We start from the raw sequence: 20,822 nt of genomic DNA, 5'->3' as shown, positions 1-20,822 counted from the left end.
GGCACACTGCGTTCGACGCGAAAAAAATCGGCGCGCCCGCTGCGCGCCTCCGGATCGCCATGATTGGCGGCGATACTTCCACGCAAACCTACAGGGAGAAGGTTGCATGTCACCTCGATCGAGCCGGCGCATCTCGCGCCACCTTGCGTGGCGAGTCCTCGCCTGCCTTGCGATCGGCCTGGCGCTGGGCGCCTGTCATCGCGGTGGCGACGACGGCAAACCCGCCCTGCAGGGCAAGCCTGCCGCCAGTGCGTCGACTGCGCCCGCGAAGGACGCCGGCAAGGCCGGCTTCGCGCTGGTCTCGGCCAGTTCCACCCCGCGCGATTCGCGCACCGCGCTGATCCTGCGCTTCAACGCGGCACTGGCCTCGGCCCAGGCGTTCGACAGCCTGATCGCGGTGACCGGCCCGAACGGCGAGGTGGTCAGCGGCAGCTGGAGCCTGGACGACGACGGCAAGACGCTGAGCTTTCCGTTCGTGCAGGCCAACACGCGCTACGTGGTGCAGCTGAAGGCCGGCGTGCTGGCCGCCGACGGCCGCACCCTGGGCCACGAGGTGAAGCATGAGGTGTATTCCGGCAACCTGCCGGCGGCGGTCGGCTTCGCCTCGCACGGCAGCGTGCTGCCCGCGCGCGGCACCCGCGGCCTGCCGCTGGTGTCGATGAACGTGCACGACGCCGACGTGGAATTCTTCCGCGTGCATGACGAGGCCTTGTCCGACCTGTTCTGCGCCTATCCGCGCAACGGCCATCGCGAGAGCTACGAGCTCGACCACGAGGTCCGCTACTACAACCAGTGCGGCGAAGGCGACGATCGCCGCGCCAGCGTGCCGATCACCGACATCGCCGACTCGGTCTACGCCAACCACTACACGCTGGGTGGCGAGGCGAACGAGCGCACGGTGACCTACCTGCCGGTGCAGAACATCAAGGAGCTGGCCACGCCGGGCGTGTACATGGCGGTGGTCAAGGCCGGCGGCACCTTCAAGGAAGGCTACGACACCGCCACCTTCTTCGTCAGCGACCTCGGCCTGCACCTGCGCGTGTACCGCGACAACGTGCTGCTGCACGTGGCCTCGTTGCGCGACGGCACGCCGGTCAATGCGGTGGATGTCGAAGTGCGCGACGTGAACGGGCGCAGCAAGCTCAAGGCCTCCACCGACGCCGACGGCAACGCGCTGATTGCCTACAAGGTCAAGGCCTCCGACGTGCTGGTGGCGCGCCACGGCAAGGATGTCTCGGTGCTGCCGTTCAACCGGCCGGCGCTGGACGTGTCGAACTTCGACATCAGCGGTCGCAGGCAGGCGCCGTTCGAGGTCTATGCGTGGTCCGGGCGCGACCTGTACCGCCCCGGCGAGACGCTGCGCGCGTCGGCCTTGCTGCGCGACTATGACGGCAAGCCGATGAAGCCGCAGTCGCTGTTCGTGCGGGTGAAGCAGCCCGACGGCCGCACCCTGGTGGAGAAACGGCTGGAGCCGCAGCAGCTGAACTATTTCGAGCTGAGCCAGGCGATTCCGGCCGATGCGCCGACCGGCCTGTGGCAGCTGGAGTTCCGCCTCGACCCTTCGGCCAAGGACACCGTGCAGGCGTTCCCGTTCCACGTCGAGGAGTTCCTGCCCGAGCGGCTCAAGGTCGAACTGTCCAGCCCGCAGCAGCAGCTGGCGCCGGACGAGCCGCTGAAGCTCAAGGTCGCCTCCAGTTACCTGTACGGCGCACCCGCCGACGGCAACCGCTTCACCGCGAAACTGCTGGTGGCGCCGGAGGTGCATCCGCTGGAGAAGATGAAGGACACCTTCTTCGGCAACCCGCTGGTCGAGCTGCCCAAGAGCGCCGACGACGTGATCGACGCCAGGCTCGATGCGCAAGGCGTGCTGGAGCAGGACGTGGCGCTACCCGACGACGTGCAGCCGGTCGCGCCGCTGGCGGTGACCCTGTCCGGCAGCGTCTATGAAAGCGGCGGCCGCGCGGTGACGCGGCTGCTCAAGCGAAGCTACTGGCCGGCCGACGCGCTGGTCGGCGTGCGCCCGCTGTTCGACCCGAAGCAGGGCGCCGAAAGCGAGGCGCCGGCCGGTTTCGAGATCGTGCGGGCCAACGCGAAGGGCGAGCTGATCGCCGGCAGCCACCTGAAGGTGCGCCTGCAGCGTGAGCTGCGCGACTTCTACTGGCTGTATGAGCAGAACGGTGGCTGGCAGTCCAGCGCGAACCAGCGCCTGCAGCTGGTCGACGAGAAGGATGTCGACGTGGCCGCCGGCCAGTCGGCCCACGTCGAATTCCCCGTGCAGTGGGGCAGCTACCGCGTCGAGGTGTACGACCCGGCCACCAAGCTCACCACGGTGTTCCCGTTCTTCGCCGGCTACAGCTGGGATGACGAAAACCTGGGCAAGGAAGCGCGTCCGGACAAGGTCAAGCTGCAGCTGGACAAGGCCCGCTATCGCGCCGGCGACACCATGAAAGTGACGGTGACGCCGCCGCAGGACGGCCCCGGCGTGTTGCTGGTGGAGTCGGATCATCTGCTCTACACGAAGAACATCGAGGCCAAGGCCGGCGCGGTATTCGAGATTCCGGTGACGAAAGACTGGGAGCGCCACGACGTCTACGTCACCGCGCTGGTGTTCCGCGGCGGCGAGGCGGCCGAGCACACCACGCCGGCACGCGCGATGGGCGTGGAATACGTGGCGATGGACCGCAACGACCGACGCATTCCGCTCAAGCTCGCCGCGCCCGCCCTGATGCGCCCGGGCAACCCGCTCGACGTCGGCGTGCAGGCGACCGACCTGGCCGGGCAGAAGACGTTCGTCACGCTGTCGGCGGTCGACCAGGGCGTGCTCAACATCACCGACTACCCGGTGCCCGATGCGTGGGCGTGGCTGTTCGGCAAGCGCGCGTTGAGCGTCGATGCATACGATCTCTACAGCCGCATCATCGAGGCGATGGACGGCGAGCAGGCCAGGCTGCGCTACGGTGGCGACATGAGTGCAGGCGCGTTGCCGAAGGCGAACCGGCTCAATCCCAAGGTGCAGATCGTCGACCTGTTCAGCGGCCCGGTGGCGTTCGACGCCCAGGGCAAGGCCACGCTGCATGTGGACGTGCCCGACTTCAACGGCAGCCTGCGGCTGGCCGCGCTGGCGTACACCGACAGTCGCTACGGCAACGCCGACGGCAGCGTCACCGTGCGCGCGCCGCTGGTGGTCGAGCCCAGCACGCCGCGGGTGATGGCGGCCGGCGACAAGGCGATGATCAGCCTCGACCTGAGAAACCTCTCGGGCAAGGACGGCACCGCCAAGGTCAGCGTCAAGAGCGGTGGCCCGATCACCGTGGACAAGGCCGTGCAGAACGTGGCGCTGAAGGACGGCGCCGGCACCACCTTGCACATGCCGGTGGCGGCGCAGGCCGGTGCGGCGGTGGCGACGGTGGACATCCACGCCGAACTCAACGACTACCGCGTGGATCGCCACTTCGAGTTCGCGGTGCGCCCGGCCTGGCCGGAAACCGTCACCACCACGCCGCTGGCGCTGGAAGCCGGCAAGCCCCAGCGCTTCGGCGCCGCCGCGATCGCCGGCCTGCTGCCGGCCACGGTGAACGCGCGGCTCACCCTGAGCACCTTGCCGCCGCTGCCGTATGCTGCCGCCTTGCGCGACATCCTGCGTTACCCGTACGGCTGCATCGAGCAGACCACCAGCAAGGGATACGCCGCACTGATTTTGGACGGCCAGACGGCCAAGGCGCTGGGCGCGCCGGTGATGAGCGATGACGTGCGCAAGGCCGCGGTCGAGGGTGCGCTGTCGCGGATCGCCTCGTTCCAGGCCAGCAACGGCCACTTCAGCTTCTGGGGTGGCAGCAGTCCGATCGTCACCTTCACCACGCCGTACGTGGTCGACTTCATGCTGGACGCCCGCGACGCCGGCTTCGCCGTGCCGCAGGACGTGCTGCAGAAATCGTTGCAGCGGCTCAACGACGACCTGCTGGCCGGCGGCCATCCGTACTACGACTACGAACACCACGACCACATGCGGCTGGCCGACGAGGCGTACTCCGGCTTCGTGCTGGCGCGGGTCAATCGCGCGCCGCTGGGCACGCTGCGCGCGCTGTTCGACAACGAACGGCAGAAGCTGGTCGCGCCGCTGCCGCTGGTGCACCTGGGCATCGCGCTGAAGCTGATGGGCGACAACGAGCGCGCGCAGAAGGCGATCGACGAGGCCTTCGCGTGGAGCAAGGAACGCCCGTGGTACGTCGGCGACTACGGCTCGGACCTGCGCGACCTGGCCCTGATGGTGGCGCTCACCCACACCTACGGCATGAACAAGCCGGCCTACGACGCCAAGCTGGTCGACTGGGCCCGCAACGCCACCGCCAACGTGCGCCAGCGCCAGCAGCAGGACAAGGATTATCGCTGGTCGTGGTCGTACCTGAGCACGCAGGAACAGGCGGCGATCGCCCGCGTGGCGAGTGCGTTCGATGCGAAGAGCAACGCCCCGCTGGCCGCCACGATCACCGCCGGCGGCAAGACCGAGCAGGCGCCCGACCAGCGCGTGTGGAGCCGCCCGCTCAGCGTGGCCGAACTCGATGCCGGCGTCAGCGTGCAGCCGACCAGCGACGCGGCGATCTTCGCCACGCTCGACGTGGCCGGCATCCCGCAGAAGGCGCCCGCGGCCGACGACAGCCAGATCGACGTGCGCCGCAGCTACTTCACCACCGACGGCAAGCCGTGGACGGGCGATGAGCTGAGGGAGGGCGATACGCTGATCGTCGAACTCGACATCGAGGCGCGCATGGACATCCCCGATGCCCTGGTCACCGACCTGCTGCCCGGCGGGCTGGAAGTGGAGAACCTCAACCTGGGCGGCGCGCAGACCTGGTCCGGCGTGGTGATCGACGGCATCAACCTGGACGAACACGCTTCGGCCGCCGACATCCAGCACGAGGAATACCGCGACGACCGCTACGCCGCCGCGCTGAACCTGCGTCGCGGCGACAAGGCCCGCGTGTTCTACCTGGTGCGTGCGGTGACCCCCGGCAATTACACCGTGCCGCCGCCGCTGGTGGAAGACATGTACCGTCCCGCCGTGCGCGGCATCGGCAAGGTCGAGCCGGCGAAGATCACCGTGGTCGAGCCGTAGCTGTGCTTTGCTCCTCCCCCTGCTCGCAGGGGGAGGCCGGGAGGGGGTAAAGCTTTTGATTTTCGCCCGACCCTGACGAAGAGCGACCCCACCCCAGCCCTCCCCTGCGACCGAAGGAAGTCCCTTTGGGGCAAGCAGGGGAGGGAGCAAGGCGGCCTCGCCGCGACCTACCCACGCCATGATGACCTCAGTCACAGCATCTCCTTCTGCCACGCGCCGCTCCCGCATGTGGCGCTGGCTGCGTGCCATCGGCATGGCCATCCTCGCCTTGCTGCTGCTCGCCTTCATCCTCGACCGCCTGTTCCCGCTCCACCTGCCCGCCCCCGACACCGGCAGCACCGTGGTGCTGGCGCGCGATGGCACGCCGCTGCGCGCGTTCGCCGACAGCGACGGCGTGTGGCGTTATCCGACCACGGCGAAGCAGGTGTCGCCGCTCTATCTGCAGGCGCTGCTGACCTATGAGGACCGCTGGTTCTACCGCCATCCCGGAGTGAATCCGTATGCGCTGCTGCGCGGCTTTGCCGGTGGCATCCTCCATGGGCACATCGTCTCGGGCGGCTCCACCCTGACCATGCAGGTGGCGCGGATCATCGAACCGATCCCGCATACCTTCCGCGGCAAGCTGGTGCAGATCTTCCGGGCGCTGCAACTGGAAGCGCATCTGTCGAAGACGCAGATCCTCGACCTGTACCTCAACCACGCGCCGTTCGGCGGGCCGATCGAAGGCGTCGAGGCGGCGTCGTGGGCGTACCTGGGCAAGCCGGCTACGCGCTTGTCGCATGCGGAGGCCGCGCTGCTGGCGGTGCTGCCACAATCGCCCAGCCGGCTGCGCCCGGATCGTCGCCCGCAGGCGGCGCGTGCCGCCCGCGACAAGGTGCTGCGCCGCATGCGCGATCTCGGCGTGTGGAGTCCGGCCGAGGTGCGTGACGCGGCGATCGAGCCGGTGGTGGCGCGTTCGCTGCGTGCGCCGTTGTCGGCCGCGCTGCTGGCCGAGCGGCTGCAGCGCCAGCAGCCGACCTTGCGGCGGATCACCAGCACCATCGATGCGAACCTGCAGCGCGCCGCCGAGGAGCGCGTCGGCGCCTACCTGTCGCGACTGCCGCCGCACACCTCGGCCGCGTTGCTGGTGGTCGACAACGCCACGCTGGAGACGCGCATCTACGTCGGCACCAGCGACTTCGCCAACCCGCAGCGGCACGGCTACATCGACATGGTGGCCGCGCCGCGCTCGCCCGGTTCCACGCTGAAGCCGTTCCTGTACGGCCTGGCGCTGGACGATGGCCTGATCACCTCCGAAAGCCTGCTGGTCGACGCGCCGCAGGATTTTGGCGGCTACAAGCCGGGCAATTTCGACGAGGCGTTCTCCGGCCCGGTCAGCGCGGCCGAAGCGCTGCAGCGCTCGCTCAACGTGCCGGCGGTGGACGTGCTGGACCGGGTCGGGCCGAGCCGTTTCGTGGCGCGACTGGCCGCGGGCGGCGTCGACCTCGGACTGCCGGCCGGCGCGCAGCCGAACCTGTCGATCATCCTCGGCGGCGCGTCCACCCGGCTGGAAAACCTGGTGGGCGCGTATACCGCGTTCGCCAACGGTGGCATCGCCGGCACGCCGCGTTACACCGCCGACCAGCCCGCCCGCCCGCGACGGCTGCTGTCGCCGGGCGCGGCGTGGATCGTCCGCGACATCCTTGCGCACAACCCCGCCGACGTCGAAGGCGCGCCGCTGGCCGGCGCGATCAACCGCCACGCCACGGTGGCGTGGAAAACCGGCACCAGCTACGGCTACCGCGATGCGTGGTCGATCGGCGTCACCGACCGCTGGACCATCGGCGTGTGGATCGGCCGTCCGGACGGCACGCCGTCGCCCGGCCAGTACGGCGCGGTGACCGCGTTGCCGCTGCTGTTCCAGATCGCCGACATGCTGCCGTCGCGGGGCGGTCATGTCGCCGTGCAACCGGCCAGCGTCAGCCAGCGCGAGATCTGCTGGCCATTGGGTGGCGCGCTGGAGTCCACCGCTCCGGCACTGTGCCGTCAGCACCGCACCGCCTGGCTGCTGGACGATGCGCTGCCGCCCACCTTCGCCGAACGCGGCCTCGGCGCGTGGTCGGCGGGCCTGATCACGCTGCGTGTCGACGGCCGCGGACATCGGCTCAGCGGCGCCTGCCATGCGCCGCACGAGCAGACCATCCAGCTGGCACGCTGGCCGGCGCTGGCCACGCCGTGGCTCAGTCGCGACGACCGGGAAAGTTCGGCATTGCCGCCACTGGCGCCGGGTTGCGCCGTCGACTCACTGGACAGCGCCAACCCGATCCGCATCAGCGGCCTCGGCGATGGCGCCACCCTGCGCCAGGCGCCGAACAGCGACCAGCCGCTGCGCATCAACCTGCGCGCGCTGGGCGCGCAAGGCCCGGTGCAATGGCTGCTCAACGGACGACTGCAAGGCCACAGCGAAGCCGCCACCACGATATCGATCGACCTGCCGCAAAGCGGCGAGCAACGCGTCACGGCGCTCGCTGGCGACGGGGCCTTCGCCACGATCCGGTTCCAGGTGCTCGGAGCAGTCGGCGAATCAACGCGCCGCTGAGTCGTGAATCTCCCAACCCCTCAAACCGGTCATTCCGACGCGGTAGCGCCGGCGCCCGGCAGTTCCTTGCGTTGGCAGGCAATCGTCTTCACCAGGATCTCGCAGTCCTCCATGAACAGGTCCCACCAGTCTTCCCGGGGTTCGGAGTTCATGCGCGCGATATGAAAATCCACCGTCAGCAGCACGTCGGGCAACAGTGTTGTGGTGTAGATGAGAGTGTTCGGCATCCCTTGCATTGGATCCCAAAGGTAACGTAGCCAATGCATGCCATTGCTGGTCAGCGGCTCATAGCTTGAAGGGGGGCTTTTCAAGTGGGCCGCGAGAATGTCGTCGATCTGGTATTGCGGCAACGGAGCGCCGCTGATCGTCTTGCCTTTGTATGTCTCATCGCGAAGCTTCCAGTTGGGGCCGCCCTCGGATTCCAGGTAGGCGACGTAGTCATGCCGCAGGTAGTCCTCGAGCATGGCCATGTCATCGGGCTTGAGCTGGATGTCGTGCTTGACCCGTTCGAGTTGCCAATGAGCCGTGATGACGGCGTAGGGAGGGTGCGGGACAGGAAAGATCCGCAAGCTGTGCCAGCGCGGCAAGTGATAGATCCAGTTGCTGATCCCCAGCCAGATCGCTTGATGGTTGGCCCGTGCGTTGGGGGCTTCGGTCAGGGTAAAGGCGCCCGCACCCAGATTCACCTGGTCGGGGTCGGGCGTGCCCATGCCCTCACCGAACGTGGCCGCGGGTTCGAGGAAGCTCAGGATGAAGGGCCCGCAATCGATCCGCCGGGGTACGACGGGTGCAGCCGGCACACCGCCGCGTGGAGCGTTGAACGCCGAGGTAACCCGCTTGTACCAGGGTTGCGGGCAGCGCTTGAAGGGCGTGGTCGGTGCCGGGGACGTGCTCATGATTCAGGCCATCTCGGAAGGGTGGAACTGCTGCGCGTGCGCACCAGTTCGAACTTCGAAGGCCGCCTCATCCTGCTGACACTGAGGCGGTGGGGATCAATCGCCACTGCCTGTGGCTTCCGCGCCCGGCAGTTCCTTGCGTTGACAGGTGATGGTCTTCACCAGGATCTCGCAATCTTCCATGAACAGGTCCCACCAGTCCTCCCATGGCTCGGAATTCATGCGCGCGATATGGAAATCCACCGTCAACAGCACGTCGGGCAACAGCGTTGTGGTGTAGATGAGAGTGTTCGGCAAGGCGGGTCGGGGAGCCCAAACGTAACGTAACCAATGCATGCCACTGCTAATCAAGGGTACGTAATTCAATGGTGGTGACAGAAGGCCATAAGCAATGTCCTCGTCGATCCGGTACTGCGGCAACGGATCGCCGCCAAGCGTCTTGCCGTTGTACGCGTCCTCCCGCACCTTCCAATTGGGACCGCCCTCGGATTCCAGGTAGGCGACGTAGTCATGGCGCAGGTAGTCCTCGAGCATGGCCATGTCGTCGGGCTTGAGCTGGATGTCGTGCTTGACCCGTTCGAGTTGCCAATGAGCCGTAATGACGGCATAGGGAGGATGCGGGACAGGAAAGATCCTCGAGCTGTGCCAGCGCGGCAAGTGATAGATCCAGTTGCTGATCCCCAGCCAGATCGCTTGATGGTTGGCCCGTGCGTTGGGGGCTTCGGTCAGGGTAAAGGCGTCCGCACCCAGATTCACTTGATCGGGGTCGGGCGTGCCCATGCCCTCACCGAACGTGGCCGCGGGTTCGAGGAAGCTCAGGATGAAGGGCCCGCAATCGATCCGCCGGGGTACGACGGGTGCAGCCGGCACACCGCCGCGTGGAGCGTTGAACGCCGAGGTAACCCGCTTGTACCAGGGTTGTGGACGGCGCTTGAAGGGCGTGGTCGATGGTGGGGACTCGTTCATGATTCAGGCCATCTCGGAAGGGTGAAACTGCTGCGCATAGCGTGCCAGTTCATGGTGCCCGGTGAACCTCAGTTGCTCCACATAGGTTTCCAGGCCCAGATACGGCAAGGTGTGCGGACTGGCCAGCGGACCACCCTCCTTCACCAGACCGCGGAATTTCAATGACCGTTCCAGCCCGCCGAGGCTCCAGTCGTTGGGGCCAAAGATATTGGGCACCAGGTCGAACGGATTGTTGCGCACGCGCTCGATCGTGATGCCTGCACGGGTGCAGACGAGCTCGGCCTGCCTGACGTTGCAACCGGTGCCGTGCAGGCAAACGCTGTGGTGATCGAGACGGATCCCGTCGTGCTTCAGCGCAAACTCGACGGCGGTGATGAAGATGATGGCGCCCTGGCTGTGCGCCACCCAGCGCGTGCGGTGTCCGCGCCGTTGTGCCTCCACCAGGACAGCCGCCAGGTGCCGGCTGTTGTGACTGCACTCCATCAGGTTCTGTTTGTCGAAGCCGCATTCGAAGAAGTCCCGACCTTTTCCCTCGGTGGGGTTGAAGAACAAGGTGTAATTGTCGATGGGCACAGAGTTCTCCCCGTAGGCGGTTTCGAGGTGCGTACCCATCAGCCAGGCCGCCTTGGCCAGGTTGTTCTGCATGCCGTTGACGGCGGCGTGGAGGGTGTCGATGCGGTGCGTAGGCAAGGGACTGTCAGTTCCCCAACTGCCAGTCAGCGCTTTGATGACATCCCCTGGTTCCTTACCCAGTTGTTTGAACTCGGGCGTAAAGCGCGCCGTCCCCACCTTGCTCACTTGGTACAACGCATTGCGCTGCATGGAATCCGGCAAGTCCGGCTGCAGTGGTTCCTTGTCCAGATAAATATCGACGATCACCACCGGTTTGCCCGGCACGATCGCATAGCGGATCTTGTAGTGGTAGCCCTTGAACGGGTAGCGACTGGGGAGCAGACGCTGGAACCAGTCCCTGCGTCCGGTATCGGCGTCCAGTCGGTTCGGGTGCAGGGCGATATCCAGCAGCTCTTCCGTCACCTTGCGTCGGTCGAAGTCATTGAGCGCACGCAGCATGCGAAGAGCCTCATCGCCGAGGACGAGCTTCTTGTCCAGCGTGCGGAACGTGGGGCTTCGGGGTTCGAACAGGGCGGCGATCTGTGGCGCCCCGGCCGCGGCTTCTTGCCACGTATGGCGCCGTGCGGCGCGCTGCTGCAACTGTTCGCGACTCAACGACTGTCGGCTCATCGGCACCTCTCCTTGTGCGCGCGGTCATCGGGAGTGGCCACGCAATCCTGGTGGCCATGGTATCCCGGCGTGCCTGTGGCAGTTTCGCCCTTTCACCTGTAGGACAGTTCCCACAGCCGCCGATTCGGTGCTCCCGCTGGACGATTCGTCGGGTCTTGCTGTCGCAAACTTCCGTAGTGGATTGCACACGCCGAAGGCCGCCGAATTTCACGTCGAGACGGGTGGGCCTCGCCGTGGTTGTCGCCCGGCAAGGTGCTGCGAAGAACGATGTCGCGCTCATCGGGCGAAGGTTTTGCTGTCCCGGTAGAAAGTCCATTCGAGCGGGGAAGGGGCGGGTGATCTTCTGAATCGAGTTCGTGTTGCGGGCTGAGATTGCCGTCAGTCAGCCCATCAGTGCCGCGTGGTTGAGTGAGAGGAGCTGCCAACTAATTGCCGTATTCGTGCATGTCCTTGCCGGATACACATAGCGCAATGCCGGATTGACACATTGGATCAGTTGCGGGAGCGGTTCAATGAAGGTCAGCGTCGCGGGTATGGGCGCCTCAATCATCGGACGGCTTGGGCACAGATGTGCAGGTCGGATGCCGACCATCGGCAAGAGGGGTTTCCTAATGAATCGCATTTATCGTCTGGTCTGGTGCCGTTCCATCGGTGCCATGGTGGCGACATCGGAACTGGCCCGTGCAAGTCGCCGGAGCAGTTGCTCCGGTTCCCGTGTGGTGGGTAGGCCGTCGCTGCTGCTTTCGGCGATCATGCTTGGCTTTGCCGCCTTCCTGCATGGTTCGGTGGCGCTGGCACAGGATGCCAAGCTGGCGGATCTGCAATCGGTGATGGACAGGTATGACAGCAGCAATGCGGCCGTGCCGGTGGCGACGACTGCAGCATCGCGGCCGTACTCGTCAGCCGCGCGCGTGGCGCCGCCGATGCCAGTGGCGGTTCGACCAGGGCATCGCCAACCAGCTGTATCGGCCGGGCAATCGGCCGGGCTTCGCCACACCGGCGAAGTGGCCATATCGGCGCGCGGATCGCGTGCCGTGCATGGAAGCAGACCCCGCAATGAACTGGCGACAGCGACAGCAACGCGCGGGCAGGCACCGACGGCAGCGATGGCGCAGCCTGGCAGGGCTTCGAGCCTGCAAGCTGCCGCAAGCCCGCAGGCGATTGCACCACATCGCGAACTCGTTTCGCTCAAGGCGACGGACACCGCTCGGGAACCAGTTGCAGATACCGCTCTGGATCGTCGCCGCGTGCACGCCACCAGGAAGGTCGACAAGGATGACAACGGCGCAGATGTCGATAACGACGTTCTGTCCACCGCAGAGGAGGACAAGGCAACCGCATCAGATGGCGCAACGTCAACGACCCCGTCGCTCTTCCCGTATTCGTCGCCAGTAGTTGCGAACGCCACCTTGTCGCAGGTGCAGTCCGCCCCGATGCCGACGGCCGAAAGCATGGCAATCGTCCAGCCGCAGGCGGTGCCCGTGGTACCGCCCCCCGGGCCGGCTCCCACCGGGCTCATCGTCGGCAATGGTGGCGTGGTCGGCACCACGACCGACCTGCTCGGTTCGACACCCAACGCGCTGTTCAACAACACGGACGGCTATGTCACCAGCGGTAGCCTGCGCGTGGACAACGCCAACTTCACCCAGGGCTATTCCACGCTCAACCTGCTTGGCCTTCCTGTGCTCAACCTGACACCCGTCGGCACCGTGCTCACGGCCACCAACGGTGACCTGGTTGGTGGCACCGGTATCAATTCGCATCTCACCTTGCTGGGCGGGGTCAGTTCAGGCAATTACATCAACAACATCAACAACGGTGCGGCAGGTGGACTGCTTGGCCTGGTGCTTCCCGGCGGCGCGCCGGCATGGTCATCGACCTGCCTCAACGTGCTTGGCGTGCTTACCGAGTCCTGCTGGGGCGTCAACGCGGCACAGGACTATCAGGTTCTGGTGGGTGATGGCGCCACGGCCAATGGCTCGAAGGAAGTGGTGATCGGCACGAACGCCAGCCATACCTTGGCTACGGTCGATGCCGACACCGTCTTTCCGGGCGATGGTCGCGACGACCCGAACAACCCGAGCGGCGTGCCGACGGCAGATTACGGCGCGCGCCTTGGTCACTCGGTCGTGATCGGAGATGACGCAGCGGGCACGGCCAATGCCCAGACGATCATCGGTGCCGAGGCCACCGCTTCCGTAGCCAACAGCGTTGCCCTGGGTTACCAGTCGTCGGCCACGCGCGGAGCGCAAGCCGGCTACACGGCATACGGCCTGGCGGCGCCGCAGACCTCTGTCGGCGAGGTGTCGATCGGTTCACCGGGCAGCGAGCGCCAGATCACCAACCTGGCTGCCGGCAGTGCCGACACCGACGCGGTGAATGTTGCCCAGCTCAAGAGCGTGAGCGCGCTGGCCGGCAACTCGGTGCAGTATGACGACGTCGGCGAGACCAGCGTGACGCTCGGCGGCACGACCAGCACCGACGGCGGGGTGACCAATGGCACCACCATCAGCAACGTGCATCAGGGTGATGTCAGCGCCACCAGTACCGATGCGGTCAACGGTGCGCAGCTGTATGCGACCAACACCAGCATCAACAACATCTACGATGTCGGTACCAAGTATTTCCAGGCGAATTCGGCGCTGGCTGCCGCCGCAGCCACCGGTACCGACAGCGTTGCCGCCGGACCTGCGGCGATCGCCGGGGGAGACAGCAGCGTGGCCGTCGGCAACGGGGCTACGGCCAGCGCCAACGATGCGTTGGCCTTCGGTGCCGGTGCCACGGCCAGCATGGCCAACAGTATCGCGCTGGGTGCCGACTCGGTCACGCTGGTTGGTGCACAGACCAACTACACCGCCTACGGCCTGACCGCACCGCAGACCTCCGCAGGCGAACTCAACGTCGGCAATCGCCAGATCACCGGCGTGGCCGCCGGCAGCGCGCAGGACGACGCGGTGAATGTTGCCCAGCTGGAAGGGGTGGCCGGGGTGGCCAACAATTCGGTGCAGTATGACGATGCCAGCAAGGCCCATGTGACGCTTGGCGGCACGACCAGCACCGATGGTGGGGTCACCGACGGCACCGTCCTGGGCAACCTTCACCAGGCGGACCTCAGCGCCACCAGTACCGAGGCCGTCAACGGCTCCCAGCTGTATGCGACAAACAACAGCATCACCAACATCAACGACAACGGAACCCGGTACTTCCACGCGGAAAGTAGCGGCACGGACAGCATGGCGGTGGGCCAGGACAGTGTGGCGATCGGCATGAATGCGGTGGCCACCAATAGTGACGATGTCGCGCTTGGTGCGAATTCGATCACGTCGGCACCCCATATGGGAGACTTCGCCTTCTACGGTGGCAGCGCAGCAGGCAGTGCCTTTGCAGCATTGTCGGTCGGTGCCCCAGGCCAGGAGCGGCAGATCCAGAACGTGGCGCCAGGCGTGCTTGCCGCGACCTCGACCGATGCGGTCAACGGCTCGCAACTGTTCTCGGTGGTCAGCGGTGTGAACACCCTGGGTACGTCGCTGGCCAGCTCCCTGGGTGGCGTCTCGACCTATGACAGCGGCACCGGCATGCTGACCGCGGGCCTGAACTACGGCGGTGGCAGCTATGACTCGGTGCAGGCGGTCTTGGATGCGCTGACTGGTGGCGGCAGCAGCCAGGGAATAAAGTACTTCCACGTCAATTCCGCTGCGGCGGATGGCGGTGCCAGCGGCAGTGACAGTGTTGCTGTCGGCCCGCAGGCGGATGCCAGTGGCGCCAGCAGCGTGGCCATGGGCGACGGTGCCAGTGCAAGCGCCGACGATGCGCTGGCCCTTGGTACCGGCGCCAATGCCAGCATGGCCAACAGCATTGCGCTCGGTGCTGGCTCCATTACCTCGGTGGGTGCGCTGACCAGTTACACCGCCTATGGGCTGGTATCACCACAGACCTCGCTGGGCGAGCTGAACGTCGGCGATCGCCAGATCACCGGCGTGGCCGCAGGGTCGGCCGACGACGATGCGGTCAACGTGGCCCAACTCAAGGCAGTTGGCGACCAGGTCGATTCGGTCGACAAACTGGCGGTGAAATACGACGCCGACAGCTCGGGCAATGCGACCAACACCATCACCCTGCTCGGCGATGGCAGTGGCGCACCGGTGAAGGTGAGCAACATGGCCGCCGGTGATGAAACGACGACCAGCACCGACGCGGTCAACGGTTCACAGCTGTGGCATTGGACCCAGGACACCAGCAACATCTACAGCAATTACAGCCTGTACAACGACATCGCAAGCCTCACGCAAGGTTCGGGCACCATCAAATACTTCAACGTCAACTCGACGCTCGGGGACTCCACCGCAACCGGCTCCGACAGCGTGGCGATAGGACCGGTGGCCGAGGCGTCCGGCAGTGACAGCGTGGCGATAGGCAACGGTGCCGCGGCAAGCGGCGACAATTCGGTGGCGATCGGCGCGGGATCGGTTGCGGACCGGGACAATACGGTCTCGGTTGGCAGCGACGGCAACAGTCGCCAGATCACCAACGTTGCGGCCGGTACCGAGGGCACCGATGCGGTGAACCTAGACCAGCTCAATGCCTCAATGACCGCGTCGACGCAAGGCTCGGTGCACTACGACACCAACGGCTCCGGCGGCATTGACTACGGCAACGTGACCCTGGGCAACGGCGGCGGCCCCACCACCATCCACAACGTGGCTGCAGGCGTGGCCGATACGGATGCCGTCAACGTCGGTCAGCTGAACACCGGCCTTGCGCGGGCCGTGAACTGGGCCAATTCGTACACCGATCAGCAGGTGCGCGAGCTCGGCAACCGCGCCAACGCCGGCGTCGCGGCCGCGATGGCGATGGCGGGGATGCCGCAGGCCTACGAACCGGGCAAGAGCATGGCGGCTGTATCGGCAGGCACCTTCCGCGGCGAATCGAGCCTGGCGATTGGCGTGTCCACCATTTCCGAAGGCGGGCGCTGGGTCTACAAGCTGACCGGTTCGACCGATACCCGCGGTGACGCCGGGGTATCCATCGGCGCCGGCTTCCAATGGTAGGTCCGCAGTCGGTTATCCGCGGCATACAACGGAGTGGAATGCACATGATGAAAGTACGCCAATTGACGTTGCCGACCGTGCTTGCTGGTCTTCTGCTGGCCGGATGCGGCAGCAATCCGTCGAAGACGTCGGGGGCTGGCGACGACGTGGTCTTTCCGGATCCCGCACGTGCGACAGTGCCGGAGGGCAGCTTCGTCAACATCGAGAACCTGCGCAAGGTCGCACCGGGTGTCAGCAAGCGGCAACTCTACGCAATGCTGGGTACCCCACACTTCAACGAAGGCGTGCTCGGCGTGCGCGAGTGGAACTATCTGTTCGACTTCCGCAAGGTCGATGGCGAATCGTTCAGCTGCCAGTATCAGGTGCACTTCGATAAGGATGGCAAGGCCAGTGCCTTCTACTGGAAGCCCGCCTCGTGCAAATCGGTGATCGATCGGCCGGTCGAGCCGGTGGCGGCGCAACCGCCAGTGGCCTTGCCGGCGCAACCGATCAGGCTTTCTTCCGATGCCCTGTTCGCTTTCGACAGTGCGATGCTTACCGAGCAGGGCAGGGAACACCTTTCAGGTCTGCTGAAGCAGGTGCAGTCGGCCAGCCAGATCGAAAACATCCTGGTGGTCGGTTACACCGACCGCATCGGGACCGACGGCTACAACCGGGCGCTCTCGCGGCGTCGCGCCGAATCGGTTCGCGATTACCTGGTCAGCGGAGGAGTTTCCGCTGAAACCATCCAGGTGGAAGGACGCGGTGAGGCGGATCCGGTGGTCCAATGCACGGACCACGAACACGCCCGTCTGATTGTCTGTCTGGCTCCCAATCGCAGGGTGGAGCTGTCGGGAACCGCCCGCTCCTGAACGTCCCGAGCTGTGCTGTTGCGATCGACGCCGTGGATGGCTGCTCCCTCTGTCGGCGCATCATCATCGGCATCCCATGCGTGGATGTGCCGGGGCGTCGACCGCGACGACAGCAAGCGACGGACGGGAACATCCCCATGTCGGGCTGACTTCAGTACGGCAGCGGTTCCGTAACCGGTGTTCGCATCAGCGTGTCGTGCGGCAATTCTCCGAACACGCGGCGATAGCTGTCGGCGAAACGCGACAGATCCCATAGTCCGCAGCTGAGCGCCACCGATTTCACCGAACGCCGGCTGACGTCGGACGCTGCCAGGCTCCGGCAGGCAGTACACAATCGCAGCATGGACAGGTAGCGGTTCGGCGAAATGCCAAGCATGTCTTCGAAGGCATATCGCAAGGCTCGTTCGCTCACTTCGGCGGCGTTGCACATCTCGTTGACGTAGATGTCGTTGCGCAGGTTGGCGCGCATGAACTGCTCGGTGCGCTGCATGATCAGGTAATGCCTTCGTCGACCGCGCGAACAGTTCGGCAAACTGTCCGCAGTTACGGCAAGACTGGCTGCAATGTGTGCCTCGAGCAGTGCCTCCACGTCGACGCGGGTTCGGCTGGCGGGCACGTCCGCCACGGATGGTGCGGCTGGTGTGGCGATTTGCCGGCACGTGGTCTCGTAGGCCGTCCTCAACTTCTGCGCGGCCGAAGATTCGGCAAGGCGGAATAGTGCATGCGGTCGGGAGGGTGCTGCTGAAGGGCGCGGGTCCATCTCCGAGAATTTCTCCCGAAGCCGTTGCAGCGGCAGCATCAGCAGCGTGAGCCGGCTGCCCGCCGTGAACATGAATTCGCTGTTGCCTTCGGGGAACAGGGTGAACGTCGTATCCGTGGCGAGCGACAGTCCGTGGCACCAACTGCTGTCGTCCGTGTGATGGATATAGCCGAGCAGACACCAGTTGGCTGGCAAGCTGAGTCGGGCGCGGAACGAGAACGCCGATTCTGCGGTGCACAGGAAAGCGTCGTCTTGCGCAATGGTGTCCACGATGGCTCGCGGACCATCGGCGTTCAGGAGCACCATTTCCATGTTGCAGACCCGAAGGGTTCCGCTGAGGGAAACCAGGTCGCATGGAAGCAGAATGCCGTCGTCCCTGTCTAGCATGATAAGGAGCCCCCTGTGGTTCCTGTCTCCTGCTGATCCGAGTGGCGTTGTCGCTGCAGGCCCGTTCCGGATGGCTCAAGAAAGCTCCCGTCGACCGCCCCGTTTTCGGAGCCCTGCCGACGGCCCCTTGCGTGTCAGTGCGACAACCCGTTAGATGGTTGCCACGCGATGCCCAGTGCGGCACACGTCTGTTCGTCCAGTTCGATCCACATGGCCAGAACCGGTTTGCCGTCGATGGGTTGCGGAGGGCCGACACGGTGCGCATGCATGCCGATGCTCCGCAAGATGCGTTCGACGCCCATGGCGGTGAACGTGACGAGGCGGGTTGCGCCTTGCTCCAGCGCGGCATTGACCACGGCGGCGAACAGGATGCAGAAGCGGGCTCGCGCCTCTTCTCTCGACAGCGGCTTGAGTTCGGCCGTGTCCTTGACGGAGAAGCGTGAGAGCTCCCACACCCGCGGGTCGTGCGGGGCAGGCAGACCATTCATCAAGCCCGGGAAAACTTCGTCGAGCAGGTACGCCTTGGTGGTCGGCAACAACCGTGCGCAACCACAGATCCGACCCTGTCCATCTCTTGCAATGACGTAATGCGTGTCGGGACGATCGAACTGGTCAAATTCGCGCCCGTTCTCGGCGGGAAGTTGCCACTGCAGCGTTTCCACGAAAATGGCGTAGCGGTAGCTGGCAAGTTCCGTCTCGACGTCGCTGGAAAGCTGACTCCTTGTGCTGCTGAGCACGGTCATCATCACGCCTTCACTCCAGCCATGGGACGGATGGCATTAGAGGGAGAACAGCGTTCAGGCGATAACTGTAGAGACTTACAGCTGGCTCAAGGGGCTGGCTTTGAACGATGATGCAAGAGCCCGTGCAGATGCCACGCGGATGCACGATATCCGCCCAGGCAGTTTGTCCGATGGAATGGCTGTCGGGTCCGAGCCTGCCTGATCGCCCCGATCAGGCAGGCTCAATCGACCTGGCCCGGTCAAGTCATTCGAGGCCATGGGCGGCCGCTGTTCCAGGCAGTCGCCTCCGGTTGCCACTGTTCGCCAGTCAACCATGATTGCAGCAGCTCGTGGGTCTTGTGGAAACCCAGATCATGGAAGCCCGCGGCCACCAGCATGACGTTCGTGCTGATGCCTCCGGGTGCCAGCAAGGTATGTCCGTCTTCCGAGCGGAACCATGCCCAGCCTACGCTGACTTGGTCCGGCAACTCTTCCGTCGCCCATTCGCAATAACCTGCGTTAAACGCGGGGATGTCGTCCTGGACAAGCTCCTCACACAGCGCCGGATCCTCCCACATGAGCCGCTGGGGAAAGTCCAGACTTGAAAAGGCATCGAAAGTAATGCGTATATAGCCATCGAAGGATCTGGACAGGGACATCCCCTGGAGAGGAGGGACGGAGATCATGGCGCTTCCTCTTCAAGTCGGGCAGCCATGCATAACCTATCCATACCAAACCGCGGAAGCCAGCTGTCAGATTCTGCAGATTGACAGGAGTCACAGCAGTGAAAGGGTGGCGTGAAGATTGTCTGGCCCGATTGACGTCAACGACGGGCTCCGTCGGTGACGTCGTTCAAGAGCTTGCGGTCATTGTCGGGGAGCTCGGATTCGAATACTGCTCCTATGTCATGCGCACTCCCTTTCCGATTGGAAACCCGCAGGTCAGCTGGTCGAGCACCTATCCCAAGGCCTGGCTGGACTACTACTTCTCGCATGACTATCTCGGGATCGACCCGCTGCTGCAGCGGGTAGCGCGCGATCCTTCCCCGGTTGTCTGGTGTGACGAAAGCCTGCCCGGGCAGCGAGGTTTCTGGGAGGAAGCCCGCGCCCATGGCATACGGCACGGTTGGGCGTTGAGCACGCAGGGCATGCACGGCACGGCTGGCATGCTTTCCCTGGCCCGGTCTCAGCAACCAGTGACCGAGTCCGAGCTGGCTCTCACGGAAATGAAACTGGTGTGGCTATCCCATCTGGTACATGGCCTGGTCAGTACAGCGGGACCGGGTGGACCGCAGCCGCTGGAGCAGGAACTTACCCTGCGCGAACGTGAAGTTCTGCGCTGGACCGCGGCGGGCAAGACCGCCGACGAAGTGGGGTCCATTCTCGGCATTTCCGGGCGGACCGTGACGTTTCATATCTCCAGCAGTCTGGCGAAGCTCAATGCCGTCAACAAGACGCAGGCGGTCGCCAAGGCGCTTCTGCTGGAGCTCATCTAGCAGCGGAATCCGCCTCGACCGGGCGGCGTGCGAAGCCGGGGCGTCCGGGCCGGTTTTATCGCTTTTCCGCGCACCGCAGAAATCGCCGGTCCATGCCGACGACTCGTTGTCTGGTTCGTCCATCCGTCGCTGTTCCCGGGGATTGCACGTTTTCGGCAAGGCTTTCAGCAGATGCCGTTTTTGTGCACCTCTCGAACGGCAATGACGAAAGAATCAATCCGAGGTCGTTGTTCGCAGGAATTCGACATCGGGTCAAAGGGGGCTCGTCGTCGCGAAGGATCGGATTGGCAGGCAAGGCTCGCAGTCACGTCCTGACGTGATCGACACCATCTCCGGCCAGACGATCCGACTCGCCGCCCGATTCGCGCAGATCAATCGCGCCCACGCCACCCTCCAGAACCCGAGCACCGCATGCAGGAGCGGGAGCGGATTTCTCGATCACGCGATTCAAGGCCGTGGCGACTATTCGTCGAGGCTCTTGGGCAGCCCGGACGATGTGTCACCGAGTGCGCATCATCCGGGATCGTTGGCAACGTGAGGAGCCTGGTGCTCCAAGAGGGATCAGTCATGAACGTATCGGTCAGAGAGTTTCTGCGCGAAGAGGACGGCATCACGGCATTGGAATACGGGATTCTGGCGGCGCTTGTTGCCACCTTGTTGGTCACCGTATTCAGGACGGGCATCTCCGGGGTGTTCACCAGCATCATGACTGCCCTCACTGCGGCCGTGGCTTCCGCCACGGCATAAGTTCACATCGCGCGGCA

The 20,822-nt window shown here is 65.1% G+C and carries 12 protein-coding genes; 6 read left to right on the top strand and 6 right to left on the bottom strand.

What is annotated here, in order from left to right; genetic code table 11:
* Nucleotides 1-106: 106 nt before the first annotated feature.
* Complete coding sequence (locus AC3A56_RS08260; protein ID WP_487769986.1) at nt 107-5,113, top strand: alpha-2-macroglobulin family protein; 5,007 nt, start codon at nt 107-109, stop codon at nt 5,111-5,113.
* Between the two features lie 178 nt (nt 5,114-5,291).
* On the top strand, nt 5,292-7,691 hold the full coding sequence (gene pbpC, locus AC3A56_RS08255) for a penicillin-binding protein 1C (RefSeq protein WP_487769985.1): 2,400 nt from the start codon (nt 5,292-5,294) through the stop codon (nt 7,689-7,691).
* Between the two features lie 29 nt (nt 7,692-7,720).
* Here pbpC and AC3A56_RS08250 read toward each other — a convergent pair whose 3' ends face one another.
* The 3 genes from AC3A56_RS08250 to AC3A56_RS08240 form a co-directional block, all read right to left on the bottom strand.
* Nucleotides 7,721-8,587: a hypothetical protein gene (locus tag AC3A56_RS08250; protein ID WP_487769984.1), complete on the bottom strand. Its 867-nt coding sequence runs from the start codon at nt 8,585-8,587 to the stop codon at nt 7,721-7,723.
* A 96-nt stretch (nt 8,588-8,683) separates the two neighbouring features.
* Nucleotides 8,684-9,553, bottom strand: a complete 870-nt coding sequence (locus tag AC3A56_RS08245) for a hypothetical protein (protein WP_487769983.1) — start codon at nt 9,551-9,553, stop codon at nt 8,684-8,686.
* Between the two features lie 3 nt (nt 9,554-9,556).
* Nucleotides 9,557-10,795 (bottom strand): hypothetical protein, encoded by a 1,239-nt coding sequence (locus AC3A56_RS08240; RefSeq protein ID WP_204110207.1) that lies wholly within the window; start codon nt 10,793-10,795, stop codon nt 9,557-9,559.
* Between the two features lie 611 nt (nt 10,796-11,406).
* On the opposite strand from AC3A56_RS08240, the gene AC3A56_RS08235 reads away from it, so the two are divergent.
* A complete protein-coding gene (locus AC3A56_RS08235) occupies nt 11,407-15,843 on the top strand; it encodes a YadA-like family protein (protein ID WP_487769982.1) in 4,437 nt (1,478 codons plus the stop codon).
* A gap of 44 nt (nt 15,844-15,887) precedes the next feature.
* Nucleotides 15,888-16,694, top strand: a complete 807-nt coding sequence (locus AC3A56_RS08230; protein ID WP_487769981.1) for an OmpA family protein — start codon at nt 15,888-15,890, stop codon at nt 16,692-16,694.
* Between the two features lie 151 nt (nt 16,695-16,845).
* Here the strand turns inward: AC3A56_RS08230 and AC3A56_RS08225 are convergent, their stop codons facing one another.
* The 3 genes from AC3A56_RS08225 to AC3A56_RS08215 form a co-directional block, all read right to left on the bottom strand.
* Nucleotides 16,846-17,766, bottom strand: a complete 921-nt coding sequence (locus AC3A56_RS08225; RefSeq protein WP_235577693.1) for a helix-turn-helix domain-containing protein — start codon at nt 17,764-17,766, stop codon at nt 16,846-16,848.
* A 209-nt stretch (nt 17,767-17,975) separates the two neighbouring features.
* Nucleotides 17,976-18,587, bottom strand: a complete 612-nt coding sequence (locus tag AC3A56_RS08220; RefSeq protein ID WP_056717645.1) for an acyl-homoserine-lactone synthase — start codon at nt 18,585-18,587, stop codon at nt 17,976-17,978.
* Nucleotides 18,588-18,823: 236 nt separating this feature from the next.
* On the bottom strand, nt 18,824-19,249 hold the full coding sequence (locus AC3A56_RS08215; protein ID WP_487769980.1) for a DUF4902 domain-containing protein: 426 nt from the start codon (nt 19,247-19,249) through the stop codon (nt 18,824-18,826).
* Nucleotides 19,250-19,347: 98 nt separating this feature from the next.
* On the opposite strand from AC3A56_RS08215, the gene AC3A56_RS08210 reads away from it, so the two are divergent.
* Entirely contained in the window at nt 19,348-20,058 is a 711-nt protein-coding gene (locus tag AC3A56_RS08210) for an autoinducer binding domain-containing protein (protein WP_487769979.1), read from the top strand.
* A 567-nt stretch (nt 20,059-20,625) separates the two neighbouring features.
* Entirely contained in the window at nt 20,626-20,805 is a 180-nt protein-coding gene (locus AC3A56_RS08205) for a Flp family type IVb pilin (RefSeq protein ID WP_487769978.1), read from the top strand.
* The last annotated feature ends 17 nt before the right edge of the window (nt 20,806-20,822 follow it).

This window comes from Rhodanobacter sp. Soil_C_14 (assembly GCF_057657335.1).
Note: the sequence above shows the minus strand (reverse complement) of the source record. Positions and strands in the feature narration are given on the sequence as shown.